Source organism: Neglectibacter sp. X4 (genome assembly GCF_009917365.1).
Classification (GTDB): domain Bacteria; phylum Bacillota; class Clostridia; order Oscillospirales; family Acutalibacteraceae; genus Acutalibacter.
Genome location: NZ_QWLE01000005.1, coordinates 17,427 through 33,458, shown reverse-complemented (window position 1 = coordinate 33,458; position 16,032 = coordinate 17,427). Strand labels below are relative to the sequence as shown.

Annotated in this window: 25 protein-coding genes; 22 read left to right on the top strand and 3 right to left on the bottom strand. The window is 57.2% G+C overall.

The genetic code is table 11. The features are described from left to right. Positions 1-335: 335 nt before the first annotated feature. The 3 genes from D1841_RS04585 to D1841_RS04575 form a co-directional block, all read right to left on the bottom strand. Positions 336-2,174: a S1C family serine protease gene (locus D1841_RS04585; protein ID WP_207710186.1), complete on the bottom strand. Its 1,839-nt coding sequence runs from the start codon at positions 2,172-2,174 to the stop codon at positions 336-338. After that, on the bottom strand, positions 2,164-3,756 hold the full coding sequence (locus tag D1841_RS19730) for a HAMP domain-containing sensor histidine kinase (RefSeq protein WP_347563987.1): 1,593 nt from the start codon (positions 3,754-3,756) through the stop codon (positions 2,164-2,166). Before D1841_RS19730 ends, D1841_RS04585 begins: the two co-directional genes overlap by 11 nt. A 108-nt stretch (positions 3,757-3,864) precedes the next feature. Then, a complete protein-coding gene (locus tag D1841_RS04575) occupies positions 3,865-4,566 on the bottom strand; it encodes a response regulator transcription factor (RefSeq protein WP_160642102.1) in 702 nt (233 codons plus the stop codon). A 539-nt stretch (positions 4,567-5,105) separates the two neighbouring features. Here D1841_RS04575 and rpsJ point away from each other — a divergent pair. The 22 genes from rpsJ (at position 5,106) to secY (ending at position 15,961) form a co-directional block, all read left to right on the top strand. Next, complete coding sequence (gene rpsJ / locus D1841_RS04570) at positions 5,106-5,417, top strand: 30S ribosomal protein S10 (RefSeq protein WP_016405529.1); 312 nt, start codon at positions 5,106-5,108, stop codon at positions 5,415-5,417. Between the two features lie 104 nt (positions 5,418-5,521). After that, positions 5,522-6,154, top strand: coding sequence for a 50S ribosomal protein L3 (gene rplC, locus D1841_RS04565; RefSeq protein ID WP_160642103.1), 633 nt, complete (start codon positions 5,522-5,524; stop codon positions 6,152-6,154). An 18-nt stretch (positions 6,155-6,172) separates the two neighbouring features. Further along, complete coding sequence (gene rplD / locus D1841_RS04560) at positions 6,173-6,796, top strand: 50S ribosomal protein L4 (RefSeq protein WP_160642104.1); 624 nt, start codon at positions 6,173-6,175, stop codon at positions 6,794-6,796. Continuing rightward, positions 6,796-7,086: a 50S ribosomal protein L23 gene (rplW, locus tag D1841_RS04555; RefSeq protein ID WP_160642105.1), complete on the top strand. Its 291-nt coding sequence runs from the start codon at positions 6,796-6,798 to the stop codon at positions 7,084-7,086. The genes rplD and rplW overlap by 1 nt, the downstream gene beginning before the upstream one ends. Before the next feature lie 361 nt (positions 7,087-7,447). After that, positions 7,448-8,281, top strand: a complete 834-nt coding sequence (gene rplB, locus D1841_RS04550) for a 50S ribosomal protein L2 (RefSeq protein ID WP_160642106.1) — start codon at positions 7,448-7,450, stop codon at positions 8,279-8,281. Between the two features lie 24 nt (positions 8,282-8,305). Next, positions 8,306-8,578, top strand: coding sequence for a 30S ribosomal protein S19 (gene rpsS, locus D1841_RS04545; protein WP_160642107.1), 273 nt, complete (start codon positions 8,306-8,308; stop codon positions 8,576-8,578). An 18-nt stretch (positions 8,579-8,596) separates the two neighbouring features. Next, complete coding sequence (gene rplV, locus D1841_RS04540; RefSeq protein ID WP_160642108.1) at positions 8,597-8,932, top strand: 50S ribosomal protein L22; 336 nt, start codon at positions 8,597-8,599, stop codon at positions 8,930-8,932. A 19-nt stretch (positions 8,933-8,951) separates the two neighbouring features. Beyond that, positions 8,952-9,692, top strand: coding sequence for a 30S ribosomal protein S3 (gene rpsC / locus D1841_RS04535; protein ID WP_160642109.1), 741 nt, complete (start codon positions 8,952-8,954; stop codon positions 9,690-9,692). After that, positions 9,693-10,109: a 50S ribosomal protein L16 gene (gene rplP, locus D1841_RS04530; RefSeq protein ID WP_160578504.1), complete on the top strand. Its 417-nt coding sequence runs from the start codon at positions 9,693-9,695 to the stop codon at positions 10,107-10,109. It begins immediately after the preceding gene. 3 nt (positions 10,110-10,112) lie between these two features. Further along, positions 10,113-10,316 carry a 50S ribosomal protein L29 gene (gene rpmC, locus D1841_RS04525; protein WP_160578505.1) on the top strand — a complete coding sequence of 68 codons (204 nt, stop codon included), beginning with the start codon at positions 10,113-10,115 and terminating at the stop codon, positions 10,314-10,316. A gap of 38 nt (positions 10,317-10,354) precedes the next feature. Then, positions 10,355-10,597 carry a 30S ribosomal protein S17 gene (rpsQ, locus tag D1841_RS04520; RefSeq protein WP_160642199.1) on the top strand — a complete coding sequence of 81 codons (243 nt, stop codon included), beginning with the start codon at positions 10,355-10,357 and terminating at the stop codon, positions 10,595-10,597. Between the two features lie 58 nt (positions 10,598-10,655). Beyond that, complete coding sequence (gene rplN / locus D1841_RS04515) at positions 10,656-11,024, top strand: 50S ribosomal protein L14 (protein WP_160642110.1); 369 nt, start codon at positions 10,656-10,658, stop codon at positions 11,022-11,024. Between the two features lie 16 nt (positions 11,025-11,040). Continuing rightward, a complete protein-coding gene (gene rplX / locus D1841_RS04510) occupies positions 11,041-11,361 on the top strand; it encodes a 50S ribosomal protein L24 (RefSeq protein ID WP_160642111.1) in 321 nt (106 codons plus the stop codon). A gap of 17 nt (positions 11,362-11,378) precedes the next feature. Beyond that, a complete protein-coding gene (gene rplE / locus D1841_RS04505; protein WP_160642112.1) occupies positions 11,379-11,918 on the top strand; it encodes a 50S ribosomal protein L5 in 540 nt (179 codons plus the stop codon). Positions 11,919-11,930: 12 nt separating this feature from the next. Further along, positions 11,931-12,116, top strand: coding sequence for a type Z 30S ribosomal protein S14 (locus D1841_RS04500; protein WP_160642113.1), 186 nt, complete (start codon positions 11,931-11,933; stop codon positions 12,114-12,116). A gap of 18 nt (positions 12,117-12,134) precedes the next feature. Continuing rightward, positions 12,135-12,533, top strand: a complete 399-nt coding sequence (gene rpsH / locus D1841_RS04495; RefSeq protein WP_160642114.1) for a 30S ribosomal protein S8 — start codon at positions 12,135-12,137, stop codon at positions 12,531-12,533. 19 nt (positions 12,534-12,552) lie between these two features. Beyond that, on the top strand, positions 12,553-13,101 hold the full coding sequence (gene rplF, locus D1841_RS04490; RefSeq protein ID WP_160642115.1) for a 50S ribosomal protein L6: 549 nt from the start codon (positions 12,553-12,555) through the stop codon (positions 13,099-13,101). 21 nt (positions 13,102-13,122) lie between these two features. After that, the gene (gene rplR, locus D1841_RS04485) at positions 13,123-13,482 is read left to right on the top strand and encodes a 50S ribosomal protein L18 (protein WP_160642116.1); all 360 of its coding nucleotides are present in this window, start codon (positions 13,123-13,125) and stop codon (positions 13,480-13,482) included. A 50-nt stretch (positions 13,483-13,532) separates the two neighbouring features. Then, positions 13,533-14,000, top strand: coding sequence for a 30S ribosomal protein S5 (gene rpsE, locus D1841_RS04480; RefSeq protein WP_160642200.1), 468 nt, complete (start codon positions 13,533-13,535; stop codon positions 13,998-14,000). 10 nt (positions 14,001-14,010) lie between these two features. Next, positions 14,011-14,184, top strand: a complete 174-nt coding sequence (gene rpmD, locus D1841_RS04475) for a 50S ribosomal protein L30 (protein WP_160642117.1) — start codon at positions 14,011-14,013, stop codon at positions 14,182-14,184. Between the two features lie 21 nt (positions 14,185-14,205). Then, complete coding sequence (gene rplO, locus D1841_RS04470) at positions 14,206-14,646, top strand: 50S ribosomal protein L15 (protein ID WP_160642118.1); 441 nt, start codon at positions 14,206-14,208, stop codon at positions 14,644-14,646. A gap of 1 nt (position 14,647) precedes the next feature. Then, complete coding sequence (secY, locus tag D1841_RS04465) at positions 14,648-15,961, top strand: preprotein translocase subunit SecY (RefSeq protein WP_160642119.1); 1,314 nt, start codon at positions 14,648-14,650, stop codon at positions 15,959-15,961. Positions 15,962-16,032: the final 71 nt, after the last annotated feature.

Sequence of the window (16,032 nt, the reverse complement as noted above, 5' to 3'; positions counted from 1 at the left end):
CCCCTCCTCCCCGCTCCGCCGGCGAGTGGAAGTTATCTATAAACTCACACTTGCGGAGATTTTGGCGGGAAATGGGGGATTTTGGGGGGATTGGGAGGGGGAATGGCGGGGTGAGGGTTGAATGGGGGTGGCAGGGATAAAGAGTATGCGGGTGGGGCTTTAGGAACAAAGAAACGCCTGGATGTGTCCGCAAAAGTTTGCGAGGGAAACGGTTTGAAAAGGGGAAGCGGCGGGAGGTTTCTTTTGTGCAGATGGTAAAACGGCAAAACAAAAAGAAGCCTCCGGCCCGTTTTATAGTAAACGCGCCGGAGGCTCCCCTCTGGAACCGCTGTGTTTTATTCTTGGGTTTCCCCCTTGTCCTCTAGCAGGGTAATAGTAACCGTAAACTCGCTGGAGGTGCCGCCATTCTCCGGGGCGGGTCTGTAGAGGGTGACTGTGACCTCATCGCCGGGGGCGTACCGCAGCAGCAGGTTGGAAACGTCCCGCAGGGAGGAAACAGGCTCGTCATCCAGGGCAGTGATAATATCCCCTGCCTGGGCTTTTGTGCCGGTAAAGGCGCTGTCCTCATTTATCTCTGTGATGGCCAGACCAGCAGGCACGCCCAGCATGGCGGAGGTGCTGCTGTCTATCTCCCGTATCATAATGCCTAGCCGAGTGCGGCCCTTGATATAGCCGCCGGAAAGCAGTTCGTTGATAATGGGCCGGGCTTCGCTTATAGGGATGGCAAACCCCATGCCCTCATAATTCTCTGTAACAATTTTAGAAGAATTGATGCCCACCACCTGGCCGTACATGTTCACCAGCGGCCCGCCGGAATTGCCGGGGTTAATGGCGGCGTCGGTCTGGATATAGGTCATGCCATTTGCGCTGTACTGCCCCGCTTCCCGGTGCAGGCCGGAGACAATGCCCCGGGTAAGGGAATTGGCGTACTTTGTGCCGCCAGGGTTGCCCAGGGCCATAACCCACTCGCCCATGGAAAGCTCTTCTGTGTCCCCAAAGACAGCGGGGGTAAAATTGTGATCATTTGTCTTGATAACCGCCAGATCCGTGGTGCGATCCACGCCCACCACCACAGCGTCATATTCCTGCCCGTCATAAGTCTGCACAGTCACCCTGGCGTTTTTGGAGTTTAACACCACATGGGCATTGGTAATCATATAGCCGTCTGCCGTGGCGATAATGCCTGTGCCCTTGCTTTCAGAGGTCTGGCCCTGGCGGGTGAGGGTGGCGGAAATGGCTACGGTGGATTTCACCATCTTGTCATATACTGCCTCTGGCTCCAGCGTCTCCCCCTGGGGCTTTGGCTCCAGGCTGATGCCTTCCCGGTTGGGGGTCACGTCCACGTCAGGCAGATCCTCCATCTCCTCGTCCTCTGCCGGAGGCAGGCTCTCCTCCGGCTGGCTTTCCGGCGGGAGGGGATCAGGCTCCATATATTCCTCCGGCAGCAGGGGGCGCCGGTCAGGAGACTGCAGCTCTGCTACAAGGTAAATCCCGAAACCCACCAGGGCGCCTGCCACCAGGATGGAAAGAATCCATAAAAACACCTTTAAGGCCAGGGGCTTTTTCTTTTTAGGCGGCGGAGCTTGCTGCTCTGGGGCGGGATAAGGGGCATAGGGCGCGGCGGCCGGATACCCGCCATAATAGGGGGGCGCTGCTGCCCCAGCCTGAGGGGGGATTCCGCCGTAATACCCGGCATAGCCTCCATAATAGGGCTGTTGGGCATTTGCCCCCTGCTGGTTCATATAGCCGGGCTGGCCCTGCCATGGGGCCTGGGGCGGCACAGGCTGAGACGGGTAGGGCGGCGCGTATCCCGGCTGGCCCTGCCATACAGGTGGGGGCATGGCGCCTTCCTGCTGCAAAGGCATGCTTCCAGACTGGGGGTATCCCTGCCAGGGCGGGGAAGGCAGGGGCTGCTGCACAGGGGGTTCCCCGCCCTGCACCCCTGCAGGCACGCCGCTGGAAACATCCTGCCATATGGGCGGCGCTTCCTCTGCCGGGGCCTGCTCCCCTTCCTGGGGAGGCGGGGCTTCTGGGTACACCGGCTCTGCCGTTTCCGGCGGCACAGGTTCGCTTTCCTCCGGCATCTCCGGCGCGGGGGGCTGGCTGAAGCCGTCCTCCACAGGCTCCCGGGGCTGTTCTGCCTGCTCCTCCTGGGGGAGATCTTTATTTTCCATGTCCGTCATCTTCCTTACTCCTTTCAGGGGCCTGCCCCTCTGTATCCTGCTTGTCGTTTTTATCGCGCTTGTCGTGCTTGTCAGGCCTGCGCCTGCCCTCCCGGGATTTTTGCTCCTTGCGGGGGGGAGGGTCTTTCAGCTTCGGCGGTTCTGGGGGCTTGGGGATGGTAAACTCAAAGCGGCAGTATTCCCCCTGCACAGAGCTGACGTGGATGTCCCCGCCATGAAGCTTCAAAATGGTGCGCACCAAGTACAGACCCAGGCCCATGCCGTTTTTATCCCGGCTGCGGGATTTGTCCCCTTTGTAGAACCTGTCGAACACCATGGGCAGATCCTCCGGGGCAATGCCCGGCCCGGTGTTTTCAATGACCACTGTGGTGCGGTCAATGCCGTCTATAACGCTGGGAGTGATGGAACCCCCTGCATTGGTAAATTTTACCGCATTTTCTACCAAGTTATACACCACCTGGTGCAGTAAATCCGGATCCCCGTATACAGTTTGGGGGGAAGCCTCCTCCAGCCCCCGGATTTCTATCTGTTTTTCGTCTATGCTCTTTTCAAAGGTGAGCAGGGTGGTGACAATGGTTTTGGTGATGTCGAACCGGGCGGGATGGATTTCCATTTCCCCGCTGTCAATGCGGGACAAGTCCAGCATGGATTTCACCAGCCGGGAAAGACGCTTCACCTCGTCTGAAACGATGTGCAGGTATTTGCCCTGCTCCTCCTCGGGAATAGTGCCGTCCAGGATGCCGTCGATGAACCCGGCGATGGTGGTCATGGGGGTTTTCAGCTCGTGGGAAACGTTTGCGATAAAGCTGCGGCGCATACCCTCGGAATTTGTCAGGGAGTCTGCCATGTTGTTGAAGGAGACGGCAAGCTGGCCCAGCTCGTCGGCGCTTGTCACCGGCACCCGCATAGAAAAGTCCCCGTCCCCAAAGCTTCTTGCCGCCGCGGACATCTGCCGCAGGGGCTTTACCAGCCGGAAGGAGAAGGCCCCGGCCATGCAGAAGGTGACGCAGATGGCCGCCAGGGAGGAAATGAGGAAGATTTTAAAGGCTTCCCCCTGCACCGCGTTCATGGAGGCGGCGCTGGTGGCGGCAAACACCGCCCCCACTGTGGGGCCGCCGTCCTGTACGGACATGGGCACGCCGATAATGTAATACCGGCTTTTATACAGGCCTCCAAAGCTGTCCCGGCCCTCATACATGCCTGTTGCCGCCTGGGACACAAACTGCCCGGGCACCGATTCCGGGGATTCCAGCTTGCTGTTGGGATAGTTTCCCAACAGAATGCGGCCCTCCAGGTCTGTGATGAAGATGTCCGCGTCAATGCTCAGGGAAAACCCGGAGATAAAAGTTTTCAGCAGCTCGGTCTGCAATTCATACTGGCCCGGGGATTTCTCCGATAAAAACCGCCTTGCCACCCCGGCGATAGAGCCGGCGTTCTGGGTAAGCAGATCCTTTTTCTCCGCCCGCCAATACTGCCCGAAAAACACCATCAGCACGCTGCCCGTCATCACAAAGCTTAGGAGGACGATGCTCATGGTGATGCCCAGATATCTTTTAAAAATGCTTTTTTGCACCTTGCCCTCCCTTTTGCCGCCGGCAGCCAAAGGGGCAAAGCCCCTTTGGAATCCCGCGATTCGCTTTCCGCATGCGGCAGGTTTCCTACCCGCGTCTCGGACGCGGCGTTACGTTGCGTCTTTTACTTCAAATTTATAGCCCACGCCCCAGACGGTTTTCAAAGCCCACTTGTCAGAAACGCCTTCCAGCTTTTCCCGCAGGCGCTTCACATGCACGTCCACTGTGCGGCTGTCTCCGTAATAGTCAAAGCCCCACACCTCGTCTAAAAGCTGGTCCCGGGTGAAAACCCGGTTGGGGTTGGAGGCCAGGTGGTAAATCAGCTCCATCTCCTTGGGAGGCGTGTCCACCTGCTGGCCCTTTACCCGCAGCTCGTAATTTGTCAGGTTGATGGTAAGGTTTTCATAGGAGACTTCCTTGCTGTCATCCTGCCTGCCGCTGTTCCTGCCGCTGCGGCGCAGCACCGCGTTTATCCGGGCCACAACCTCCTTGGTTTCAAAGGGCTTCACCACATAATCGTCCGCCCCCAGTTCCAGGCCCAGCACCTTGTCAAACACCTCGCCTTTAGCTGTGAGCATGATAATGGGCACAGAGGATTTCTTCCGCAGCTCCCGGCACACCTGCCAGCCGTCCAGGCCCGGCAGCATAATGTCCAGCAGAATTAGGTCTGGGGAAACGCTGTCAAACATTTTCAGGGCCGTTTCCCCGTCGTTTGCAATGGAGGCCTCAAAGCCCTCTTTCGCGATATACAGCCGCAAAAGCTCGCAGATATTGGTATCGTCGTCCACTATCAGGATTTTTCCAGTCGCCATGGTTTTTCTCCCTTTTCTTTTGCCTTTATAGTTTTCCGGGCTTTGCGCCCGATTGCACTCCAGGTGATTTTCATCCAAGCTTATTCTACCGTGTAACTATGGCAAAATCAAGAAGTTCCGGTGAATTTTATGTGAAGACGGGCCATGGGAAGCGGACTTTGAAAAAGTGGAAATTTTTTTAAAAAACCACTTGCAATGGGGCTTTAGCTGTGGTATTATAATGGAGCGTGACTGCACAGGCATGGGAAAACTATGCCAGATATGCGATGAAGCGGGAGGTTGCGGCTGTACCAGCCGGTTTTTCCGTGGAGTATGTCCGATTTTAAACCGGGCGAAAGAATTTATGCGGCTGGAACCATCGGGAGTTTCCCGGCAGGCCGGCAAGCGCCGCATGAAGGATTTTTATGGGTTTCGGCTCTTCCCGGGGGTCCGCTTGGCGGATTTCCGGTTTTTCTATGCCGCAGGTGGAAACACCCGGCTAAGTGTTAAAAACCCACAGCGCCCGCCGCGAAGAATTTTTTCAAGGAGGCGATCTACAAGTGGCAGTCAAAGAAAAGATCAGAATCAGGATAAAAGGGTACGACCATCAGTTGGTGGACCAGTCATCTGAAAAGATTGTGGCAACCGCCAAGCGCACAGGCGCCCGGGTTTCCGGCCCTGTGCCCCTGCCCACCGAAAAGCAGATTATCACCATCCTGCGCGCTGTCCATAAGTATAAGGACAGCCGGGAGCAGTTTGAAATGCGCACCCACAAGAGGCTGATCGACATTCTCAGGCCCAGCAACAAGACTGTGGAAGCCCTTATGGGCCTGGAGCTCCCCGCCGGCGTTGAAATCGAAATCAAGCTGTAAAGCGGCCGCGGTTTTCAACCTACCGAGACGGAGGGTCATGTTGGGGAAACCCAACCAATAACCTGATGGGGAAAATCCCCCGGAGTAGAAAGGAAAGGCAAGACATGAAAAAAGGCATCATCGGCAAGAAGATTGGCATGACGCAGATCTTCGATGAAAAGGGCAAGGTCATCCCTGTAACAGTGGTAGAGGCCGGCCCCTGCGTGGTAACGCAGAAAAAGACCCTGGAAAACGACGGCTATGAGGCCGTGCAGGTGGGCTTTGGCGACCAGAAGCCCCAGCGCGTGAGCAAGCCTCTCATGGGGCACTTCAAGAAGGGCGACGCGGCCCCCAAGAAAACCCTCAAAGAGCTTCGGCTGGAGGACATCAGCGGCCTGAACGTTGGCGACCTGATTAAGGCCGACGTGTTCGAGGCAGGGGAAAAGGTGGACGTAACCGGCACCAGCAAGGGCAAGGGCTACGCAGGCGTTATCAAGCGCTGGAACTTCCACCGCCTGAAGGAATCCCATGGTTCCGGTCCTGTGGTGCGCCACGGCGGATCCAGCGGCGCGTGCTCTTCTCCCTCCCGCGTATGGAAGGGCCTGAAGATGGCCGGCCATCTGGGCGCTGAGACGGTTACCGTGCAGAACCTGACAGTAGCAAAAGTGGACGCGGAAAACAACCTCATTGCCATCAAGGGCGCCATCCCCGGCCCCAACGGCGGCATCGTAGTTGTCCGCGACACTGTGAAAGCATAAGGGAAGGAGGAAATGAGAATGCCTACTATCGCAGTTTTGAATATGCAGGGGCAGGAAGTGGGCCAGCAGGAGCTGAGCGAAGCCGTGTTTGGCATCACCCCCAACGTGTCCGTTATGAACGACATGGTAAAATGCTATCTTGCAAACCAAAGGCAGGGCACTCAGTCCGCCCTGACCCGTTCCGAGGTTTCCGGCGGCGGCCGCAAGCCCTGGCGCCAGAAGGGCACAGGCCATGCCCGGCAGGGCAGCACCCGGGCGCCCCAGTGGACCCATGGCGGCGTCGTGTTCGCCCCCAAGCCCCGGAGCTACCGTTACACGCTGAATAAGAAAGTAAAGAGGCTGGCTATGCAGTCCGCCCTTTCCTCTAAGGTGCAGGACGGCGAGATGATCGTGCTCGACCAGATCAGCACCAGCGAGTTTAAGACCAAGACCATCGCAGCCATGCTCAAGGCAGTGGGCAGCGAGAAGAAGGCGCTGATTGTGCTGGATACCGTGGACGAGAAGGTTATCGCTTCCGCCCGGAACATCCCCGGCGTCAAGACCGCCCAGGTGAACACCCTGAACGTGTACGACATCCTGGGCGCAGACAAGTTCATCGTGGTCAAAGACGCGGTGGCGAAAATTGAGGAGGTGTATGCGTAATGGCGGCACAGGACATCATTATCCGCCCCATCATCACAGAAAAGACGATGGATGGCACCACCCAGAAGAAGTACACCTTTGAGGTTGACAAGAAGTCTACCAAGATAGATGTAAAGAGAGCTGTAGAAGAGCTGTTCGGCGTAAAGGTGCAGAAAGTGAACACCCTGCATGTGCGGGGCCGGATGCGCCGGCAGGGCCGTTTCGAGGGATACACCCGCTGCTGGAAAAAGGCTGTGGTCACCCTCACCGAGGACAGCAAGACCATTGAGTTCTTCGAGAGCATGGTCTAGCAGCGTGACGCTGCACCCGGGACGCGGGCAGCAGAAGCGGAAAGCTTCCGCCGCGCAATAGGGATTGCGCGGCTCAGGCGAGCCATCGCGTACCCGGGGTGCTCCCGGAAGTCCCGGTTTGAAACAAGCTTTTATAACTTCGGAAGCCACGCGGAGAACGCGTGGTGCAGCGTGAGCGCGGAATCCTGATTACGCGCGGACTGTTCCCTCACAGGCAGTGAGCAGAGCGAACGGACCCGCGTCTTGGATATGCACAAATGCAAATGCTTCGCATTAGCATTGCGTCACGTTGCACGCTGCGGCAAGAATGGGGGAGAATGCCGCCCCCGCAAAGCCAAATAGTAGGAGAGTGAAACAAAAAATGGCAATTAAGAATTACAAGCCGACCACGGCGGCAAGGCGCAACATGTCCGTAACGGACTACACGGGCCTTTCCAAAAACGGGCCGGAGAAAAGCCTTCTGGCCCCCCTGGACAAGAAGGCGGGCCGCAACAGCTACGGCCGCATTACCGTCCGCCATCGCGGCGGCGGCAACCGCAAGAAGTACCGCATTATCGACTTCAAGCGCCAGAAGCACGACATGACCGCTACCGTGCTTTCCATCGAATACGATCCCAACCGCTCCGCTTTCATCGCCCTGGTGGAATATGAGGATGGCGAAAAGCGGTATATCCTGGCCCCCCATGGCCTGAAGGCCGGGGACAAGGTGGTGTCCGGGGCCGACGCCGACATCAAGCCCGGCAACGCGCTGCCCCTGAAGAACATCCCCGTAGGCACCTTTATCCACAACGTAGAGCTGTATCCCGGCAAGGGTGCCCAGCTTGCAAGAGCCGCGGGCATCATGGCCCAGCTTATGGCAAAGGAAAACGGCATGGCCCTGCTGCGTCTGCCCTCTGGCGAACTTCGGAACGTGCCTGAGTCCTGCATGGCCTCCATCGGCCAGGTTTCCAACATCGACCATGAGAACGTGAAGCTGGGCAAGGCCGGGCGCAAGCGCCACATGGGCTGGCGTCCCACTGTGCGCGGTTCCGTTATGAACCCCAACGACCACCCCCATGGCGGCGGCGAGGGCAAAAGCCCTGTGGGCCGTCCCGGGCCTGTCACTCCCTGGGGCAAGCCTGCTCTGGGTTACAAGACCCGCAAGCATCACAACCGCAGCGACAAGTTCATTGTGCGCAGAAGAAACGGCAAGTAAGCACGGGAAAGGAGCGAACAGAATATGAGCAGAAGTCTGAAAAAAGGACCTTTCGTACAGCCCGTGCTGCTGAAAAGGGTACAGGCCATGAACGAGGCCGGGGAGAAGAAGATTGTGAAAACATGGAGCCGCGCCTCTATGATTTTCCCCGATTTCGTGGGCCACACCATTGCGGTACACGACGGGCGCAAGCACGTCCCCGTATATATCACCGAGGACATGGTGGGGCACAAGCTGGGAGAGTTTGCCCCCACCCGTACCTTTAAAGGGCACGCCGGCTCGAAGACGACCAAGTAAGGAAGGAGCAGAGAGTAAATGGAAGCGAAAGCAGTTTTGAACTATACCCGTATCTCTCCCCGCAAGGTCTCTATCGTGCTGGATCTCATCCGCAACAAGCCGGTTGACCTTGCCGCCGCTATCTTGAAGCACACACCCAAGGCAGCCTGTGAGGACCTGCAGAAGCTTTTGAAGTCTGCCGTGGCAAACGCGGAGAACAACTTCAACATGGATAAGGGGAGCCTCTATGTTTCCCAGTGCTATGTGACGCCCGGCCCCATCCTCAAGCGGATCCGGCCCAGCGCCCACGGCAGGGCTTTTCGGGTGCTGAAGAGAACCTCTCACATCACCATCGTGGTGAAGGAAAAAGAGTAAGCGGTAAGGAGGCAAAGTTATGGGACAAAAAGTTAATCCCCACGGTTTGCGTGTGGGCGTTATTAAAGACTGGGATTCCCGGTGGTTCGCCAAGGACAACGTGTTCGGCGACACCCTGGTAGAGGACTACAACCTGCGCAAAGCCCTGAAAAAGCAGCTCTACTCCGCAGGCATCCCGAAAATAGAGATTGAGCGCGATGCGTCCAAGGTGCGCATCCACATCCACTGCGCCAAGCCCGGCATGGTTATCGGCAAGGGCGGCGCGGAGATTGAGAAGCTGCGGCAGCAGTGCGAGAAGATGCTGGGGAAACCCGTTGTCATCAATATCGTAGAGGTGCGCCAGCCTGACCTGGACGCACAACTGGTGGCAGAGAACATCGCCTCCCAGCTTGAGCGCCGCATCTCCTTCCGCCGGGCCATGAAGGGCTGCATCGGCCGCAGCATGCGCCTGGGCGCCAAGGGCATCAAGACAAAGGTTTCCGGCCGTTTGAACGGCGCGGACATTGCCCGTAGCGAAGAGTATCACGACGGCACCATCCCCCTGCAGACCCTGCGGGCCGACATTGATTACGGCTTTGCGGAGGCTGCCACCACCTATGGCCGGGTAGGCGTAAAGGTGTGGCTGTATAAGGGCGAGGTTTTGAATGACAACCGGGGCGAGCGGCCCGAGCGCCCCCGCCGGGAAGACCGCCGCGACCGCCGGGATCGCCGTGACGGCGACCGCCGCCGTACAGACAAAAGGGAAGGAGGGCGCAGGTAAATGCTACTGCCAAAGCGCGTTAAATACCGCCGCGTCCAGCGCGGCCGCATGAAGGGCAAGGCCCTTCGGGGCAACACTGTCACCTACGGTGATTTTGGCCTGCAGGCTTTGGAGCCTGCCTGGATCACATCTAACCAGATCGAGGCCGCCCGTGTTGCCATGACACGTTACTGCAAACGTTTCGGCAAGGTCTGGATTAAGATTTTCCCCGATAAGCCCGTAACCCAGAAGCCCGCCGAAACCCGCATGGGTTCCGGTAAAGGTTCCCCCGAATACTGGGTAGCCGTGGTAAAGCCCGGCCGCGTTATGTTTGAGCTGGGCGGCGTGCCCGAAGCCACCGCCAGGGAGGCCCTCCGCCTTGCGGCAAATAAACTGCCGGTCAAGTGCAAATTCGTAGCTAAAGAAACGGAGGCGTAGAAAATGAAAGCTTCAGAGATCAGAGAATTGACCGCTGACGAGCTGAACAGCAAGCTTCAGGACCTGAAGGCCGAGCTTTTCAACCTGCGCTTCCAGCTCGCTATCAATCAGCTCGACAACCCCATGCGTATCTCCGCTGTCAAGCGGGACATTGCCCGGGTGAAAACCGTCATCCGCGAGAATGAGCTCAGCGCCGGGAACGCATAAGGGAAGGGAGGATAAAATACGTGAGCGAAGCTAGAAATATGAGAAAAACCGCTGTCGGCCGGGTAGTCAGCAACAAGATGGACAAGACCGTGGTGGTCGCCATTCAGGACAGCGTGAAGCACCCCATTTACAACAAGGTCATCAAGCGCACTGTGAAGCGCAAGGCCCACGACGAGGAGAACACATGCAGCGTGGGAGATCGGGTACGCATTATGGAGACCCGCCCCCTTTCCAAGGACAAGAGATGGCGCCTGGTCGAGATCATCGAGAAGGCCAAGTAAGGCTTTTACAGGCTTGTTACGAAATTATTTGGCTTTGTAAGCAAAGGAGGAACGTACTGTGATTCAACAGCAGTCTTACCTCAAGGTGGCCGACAACACGGGCGCAAAGGAGCTTATGTGCATCCGTGTCTTGGGCGGCACCGGCAGGAGGTATGCCAATATAGGCGACGTGGTGGTGGCTTCCGTGAAGAAGGCGGCCCCCGGCGGCGTAGTGAAAAAGGGCGACGTGGTAAAGGCGGTTATCGTCAGATCCGCTTCCGGCGTGCGCCGCGAGGACGGCACGTATATCCGCTTTGACGAGAACGCGGCCGTTATTATCCGTGACGACAAGAACCCCAGGGGCACCCGCATCTTTGGGCCGGTGGCCCGCGAGCTGCGCGACAGGGAATATCTGAAGATCCTGTCCCTGGCACCGGAAGTGCTTTGATGGAGGTGCGCGTAAGATGAATAATAAGGTTCATGTGAAAACCGGCGATACCGTTGTGATCTTAAGCGGCAAAGACCGCGGCAAGAAAGGCAAGGTCATGCAGGTAAGCCCCAAAGAGGGCAAGGTCATCGTAGAGAACGCAAACTTTGTGCAGAAGCATGTGAAGCCCCGCAGAATGGGTGAGCCTGGCGGCATCATCAAGGCCGAAAGCGCCATTTACGCCTGCAAGGTGCAGGTGGTATGCCCCCGCTGCGGAAAGCCCACCCGCGTAGGCCACAAAGTCCTGCAGGACGGCACCAAAGAGCGCATTTGCAGGAAATGCGGCGAGTCGCTGTAAGGGAGGGAGAAGAACACATGGCAAGAATGAAGGATTTCTACAAGGCTGAGGTTGCCCCCGCTCTTATGAAGAAGTTCGGCTACAAGAGCGTTATGCAGATTCCGAAGCTGGAGAAAATAGTCATCAACGTAGGCGCGGGCGAAGCCAAAGACAACCTGAAGGTTATCGACGCTATCAGCGGCGACCTGATGAAGATAACGGGCCAGAAGCCCGTGGTGTGCAAAGCAAAGAAGTCCGTTGCGAACTTCAAGCTGCGTGAAGGCATGCCCATTGGCGTGAAGGTGACGCTCAGAGGAGAGCGGATGTATGAGTTTTTAGACAGGCTCTTTAACGCGGCCCTGCCCCGTGTCCGCGACTTCCGGGGCATCAACCCCAATTCCTTTGACGGCAGGGGCAATTACAACATGGGTATCAAAGAGCAGCTCATCTTCCCTGAAATCGACTATGATAAGGTGGATAAGGTGCGCGGCATGGATATCTGCTTTGTTACCACCGCCCATACAGACGAAGAAGCCCGTGAGTTTTTGACGCTGATGGGCGCGCCGTTTACAAGATAAGGAGGGTTTACTGTGGCCAAGACTTCTATGAAAATCAAGCAGCAGCGCGGGCAGAAGTTCTCCACGCGGGAATACAACCGCTGCAAGATCTGCGGAAGGCCCCATGCCTACCTTCGGAAATTCGGTATTTGCCGCATCTGCTTCAGGGAGCTTGCCTATAAGGGCGAAATCCCCGGGGTAAAGAAGGCAAGCTGGTAAACATTAGGAGGTAAAGCTATGCAAGTTACAGATACAATCGCCGATCTGCTCACCCGTATCCGCAACGCCCAGTCCGCGAAGCACGATACCGTGGAGGTGCCTGCCTCTAACATGAAAAAGTCCATCTGCCAGATTCTGCTGGACGAGGGCTATATTAAAAACTTCACCGTGGCAGAGGACGGCAAGCAGGGCGTTATCACCATCACCCTGAAGTATGCTGCCGGCCGCACGCCGGTTATCAAAGGCCTCAAGCGTGTTTCAAAGCCCGGCCTGCGGATTTACAGCGGCGTGGAGGAACTGCCCAAGGTTATGAAGGGCCTGGGCGTGGCCATTGTTTCCACCAGCCATGGCATCATGACGGACAGGGCCGCCAGGAAGGCAAATGTCGGCGGCGAAGTGCTGGCATTCATTTGGTAAAAAGAGGGGGTGCGCGAATATGTCGAGAATTGGAAGAAAACCCATAAATATTCCCGCCGGCGTCGATGTTGCAATTGACGGCAGCGTTGTTACAGTGAAGGGGCCTAAGGGCACCCTGACCCAGAGCTTCAACCCGGTTATCACCATCCAGAAGGAAGGGGAGGAAATCTTAGTCACCCGCCCGGATGACCAGAAGGAATCCCGTTCCCTGCACGGCCTGACCCGGACCCTGGTGCAGAACATGGTGCTGGGCGTAACGGAAGGCTTCTCCAAAACCCTGGATGTGCAGGGCGTTGGCTACCGTGTGCAGAAGCAGGGGAAAGACCTGGTAATGAACCTGGGCTATTCCCATCAGGTGATCGTTTCGGAAAACGAGGACATCAAGATCGAGGCCCCGAACCAGAACACCATTGTCATTTCCGGCATTGATAAGCAGAAGGTCGGGCAGTTTGCGGCGGAAGTCCGCGAGAAACGGCCCCCCGAGCCTTATAAGGGCAAGGGCATCCGCTATCAGGGCGAGTATGTGCGCCATAAGGAAGGCAAGGCCGGCAAGGGCGCTAAAGGCTAATGGTTAAGGAGTTGAGAAGAAATGGTCAATAAGGCAGATACAAATAAAGCGCGCCTGCGCCGCCACAAGAGGGTGCGGGGCAAAATAGCCGGCACTGCAGAGCGGCCCCGGCTGAATGTGTTCCGCTCCTCTACAAACATTTACGCCCAGATTATCGACGATACAGCCGGACGCACCCTGTGCGCGGCCTCCAGCCTGGACAAGAGCTTTGAGGGCAAGGGCGGCAACAAGGAAGCGGCCCGCAAGGTGGGCAAGATGATTGCGGAAAAGGCAGCAGAAAAAGGCATTACCAATGTGGTCTTTGACCGCGGCGGTTATATCTTCCACGGCCGCGTCAAAGAGCTGGCCGAAGGCGCCCGCGAGGGCGGCCTCAACTTCTAAGAAGGAGGAATACCATTTTGGCTAGTAATATCGACGCAACGACACTGGATATGCAGGAGCGCGTGGTTTCCATCAACCGCGTAGCCAAAACTGTAAAGGGCGGCCGCGTAATGAAGTTTTCCGCCCTTGTTGTAGTAGGCGACGGCCAGGGCACCGTGGGCTTTGGCATCGGGAAGGCCGCCGAAGTGCCCGACGCTATCCGCAAGGGCATTGAGGACGCCAAGAAGAACCTGACAAAGATTGCCCTCAGAGGCAGCACCATCCCCCACGAGATTGTGGGCGAGTTTGGCGCCGGCAAGGTGATTTTGAAGCCCGCCGCCCCCGGTACCGGCGTTATCGCCGGCGGCCCTGTGCGTGCTGTGGTGGAAAGCGCGGGCATTAAGGACATCCGCACTAAGGCCCTGCGTTCCAACAACCCCTGCAACGTGGTGCGTGCCACCATGGCTGGCCTTACCCAGCTTCGCACTGCAGAAGAGGTGGCCGCCATCCGCGGGAAGACCGTGAAGGAAATTCTGTAAAAAGGAGGGCTTGAAGGTGAAAATCACTTTGGTAAAGAGCCTGATTGGCTGCAAGAAGGATCAAATAGCCACAGCCCTCTCTTTGGGGCTTAAAAAGGTGGGGGACTGCGTGGAGCAGCCCGACAACCCCCAGACCCAGGGCAAGATTAAGAAAATAGGCCATCTGGTCACAGTCAGTAAGTAAGCTTTAAGGAGGTGCGTGACAATGAAGCTCAATCAGCTAACAGCTACGCCCGGCGCTACAAAAGAGCGTAAGCGCATTGGCAGAGGCTATGGCGCTGGCACCGGCAAGACCGCCGGCAAGGGCCACAAGGGCCAGAAGGCCCGGGCAGGCCATGGCATGCGGCCCGGCTTTGAAGGCGGCCAGATGCCCCTGCAGCGGCGTATCCCCAAGCGCGGCTTTAACAATATTTTCGCAAAGGACATCGTTTCCGTAAACGTGGGAAGCCTGAACGGCTTTGAGGACGGCGCCGCGGTAGACGCTGCCGCTCTCATGGAAGCAGGCATTATCAAGAAGTGCGGCGACGGCGTGAAGATCCTTGCAAACGGGGAGCTGACAAAAAAGCTTACCGTAAAGGCCAGTGCTTTCTCTGAGGCGGCGAAAGCCAAGATCGAAGCCGCTGGCGGGAAGGCCGAGGTGATCTGAGTTGCTGAACACGATAAAAAACGCGTGGCGGATACCGGATCTGCGGAAAAAGATGCTGTTTACCCTGTTTATCATCATCGCGTTCCGCTTTGGCTCTGTGATTCCCATTCCGTTTTTAGACATGAATAGCTTACAGGCCCTGATGGAGAGCGCGAGCGCCAACACAGCCCTGGGCTATATCAACATGCTGACAGGCGGCGCGTTCCAGTATGCCTCCCTGTTCGCCATGGGCATTACCCCCTATATCAACAGCTCCATCATTATGCAGCTTTTGACCATCGCCATCCCTGCTTTAGAGCGCTTGCAGAAGGAAGGCGAGGAGGGGCGCAAGAAGATTGCCACCATCACCCGGTTTGTCACTGTGGGCCTGGGGCTTATCCAGGGCGTGGCCTATTATATCTACCTGCGCAGTTCCGGCATTGTGAAGTACACTGCCGGGGCAGGCGGCGTGTTTGTAGGCTTTGTCATTGTTCTGGCCTTTACGGCAGGCACAGCCCTCATTATGTGGATGGGCGAGCAGATTAACGAGAAGGGCATTGGCAACGGCATTTCCATGATCCTGTTTGCAGGCATTGTGGCAAGGCTTCCCGTCACCTTCGGATCTGTCTGGCAGTATTTCAAGCTGGGCCTGGACAGCCCCTCTACAGCCGGGCACTTCCTGGTGCTGGCCCCCCTGTTCATCGTGCTGTTCCTGGTGGTCATCTGGGTTATCGTCTTTATGAACGAAGCCGAGCGGCGCATCCCGGTGCAGTATGCCAAAAAGGTGGTAGGCCGCAAGATGTACGGCGGGCAGAGCACGTTCCTGCCCATCAAGGTGGCTATGAGCGGCGTTATGCCCGTTATCTTCGCCAGCGCCATCCTGTCCATTCCCCAGTTCGTCCAGTTCTTCGCGCATCCCGCTGAAGGCTCCTTCTGGGCCTCTGTCCTGAATGCCTTCCAACAGACCGGATGGGTTTATATCATCCTGTATTTCCTGCTGATCGTGATGTTCGCGTATTTCTATATGTCCGTCCAGTATAACCCACTGGAAATGGCCAATAATCTCCGCCAGAGCAACGGCACGATTCCGGGCCTCCGTCCCGGCAAGCCTACGGCGGATTTCATCGCCAAAATCCTCTCCAAAGTAACCCTGATTGGCGCGCTGTTCCTGGCCTTCGTGGCCCTCATCCCCATCATCTTCACCAATATCACCGGCATGAGCGGCCTGTCCTTAGGCGGCACCTCCGTCATCATTATTGTTGGCGTGGCGCTGGAGACTGTGAAGCAGTTGGAGTCCCAGATGATGATGCGCCATTACAAGGGCTTCTTGGATTAAGGCAGTACCCCGCAGACTGGTAGAAACGGGGGCTGCTTACCGGCTGGGAATCTGCCCAGCCAAAAGAGCGC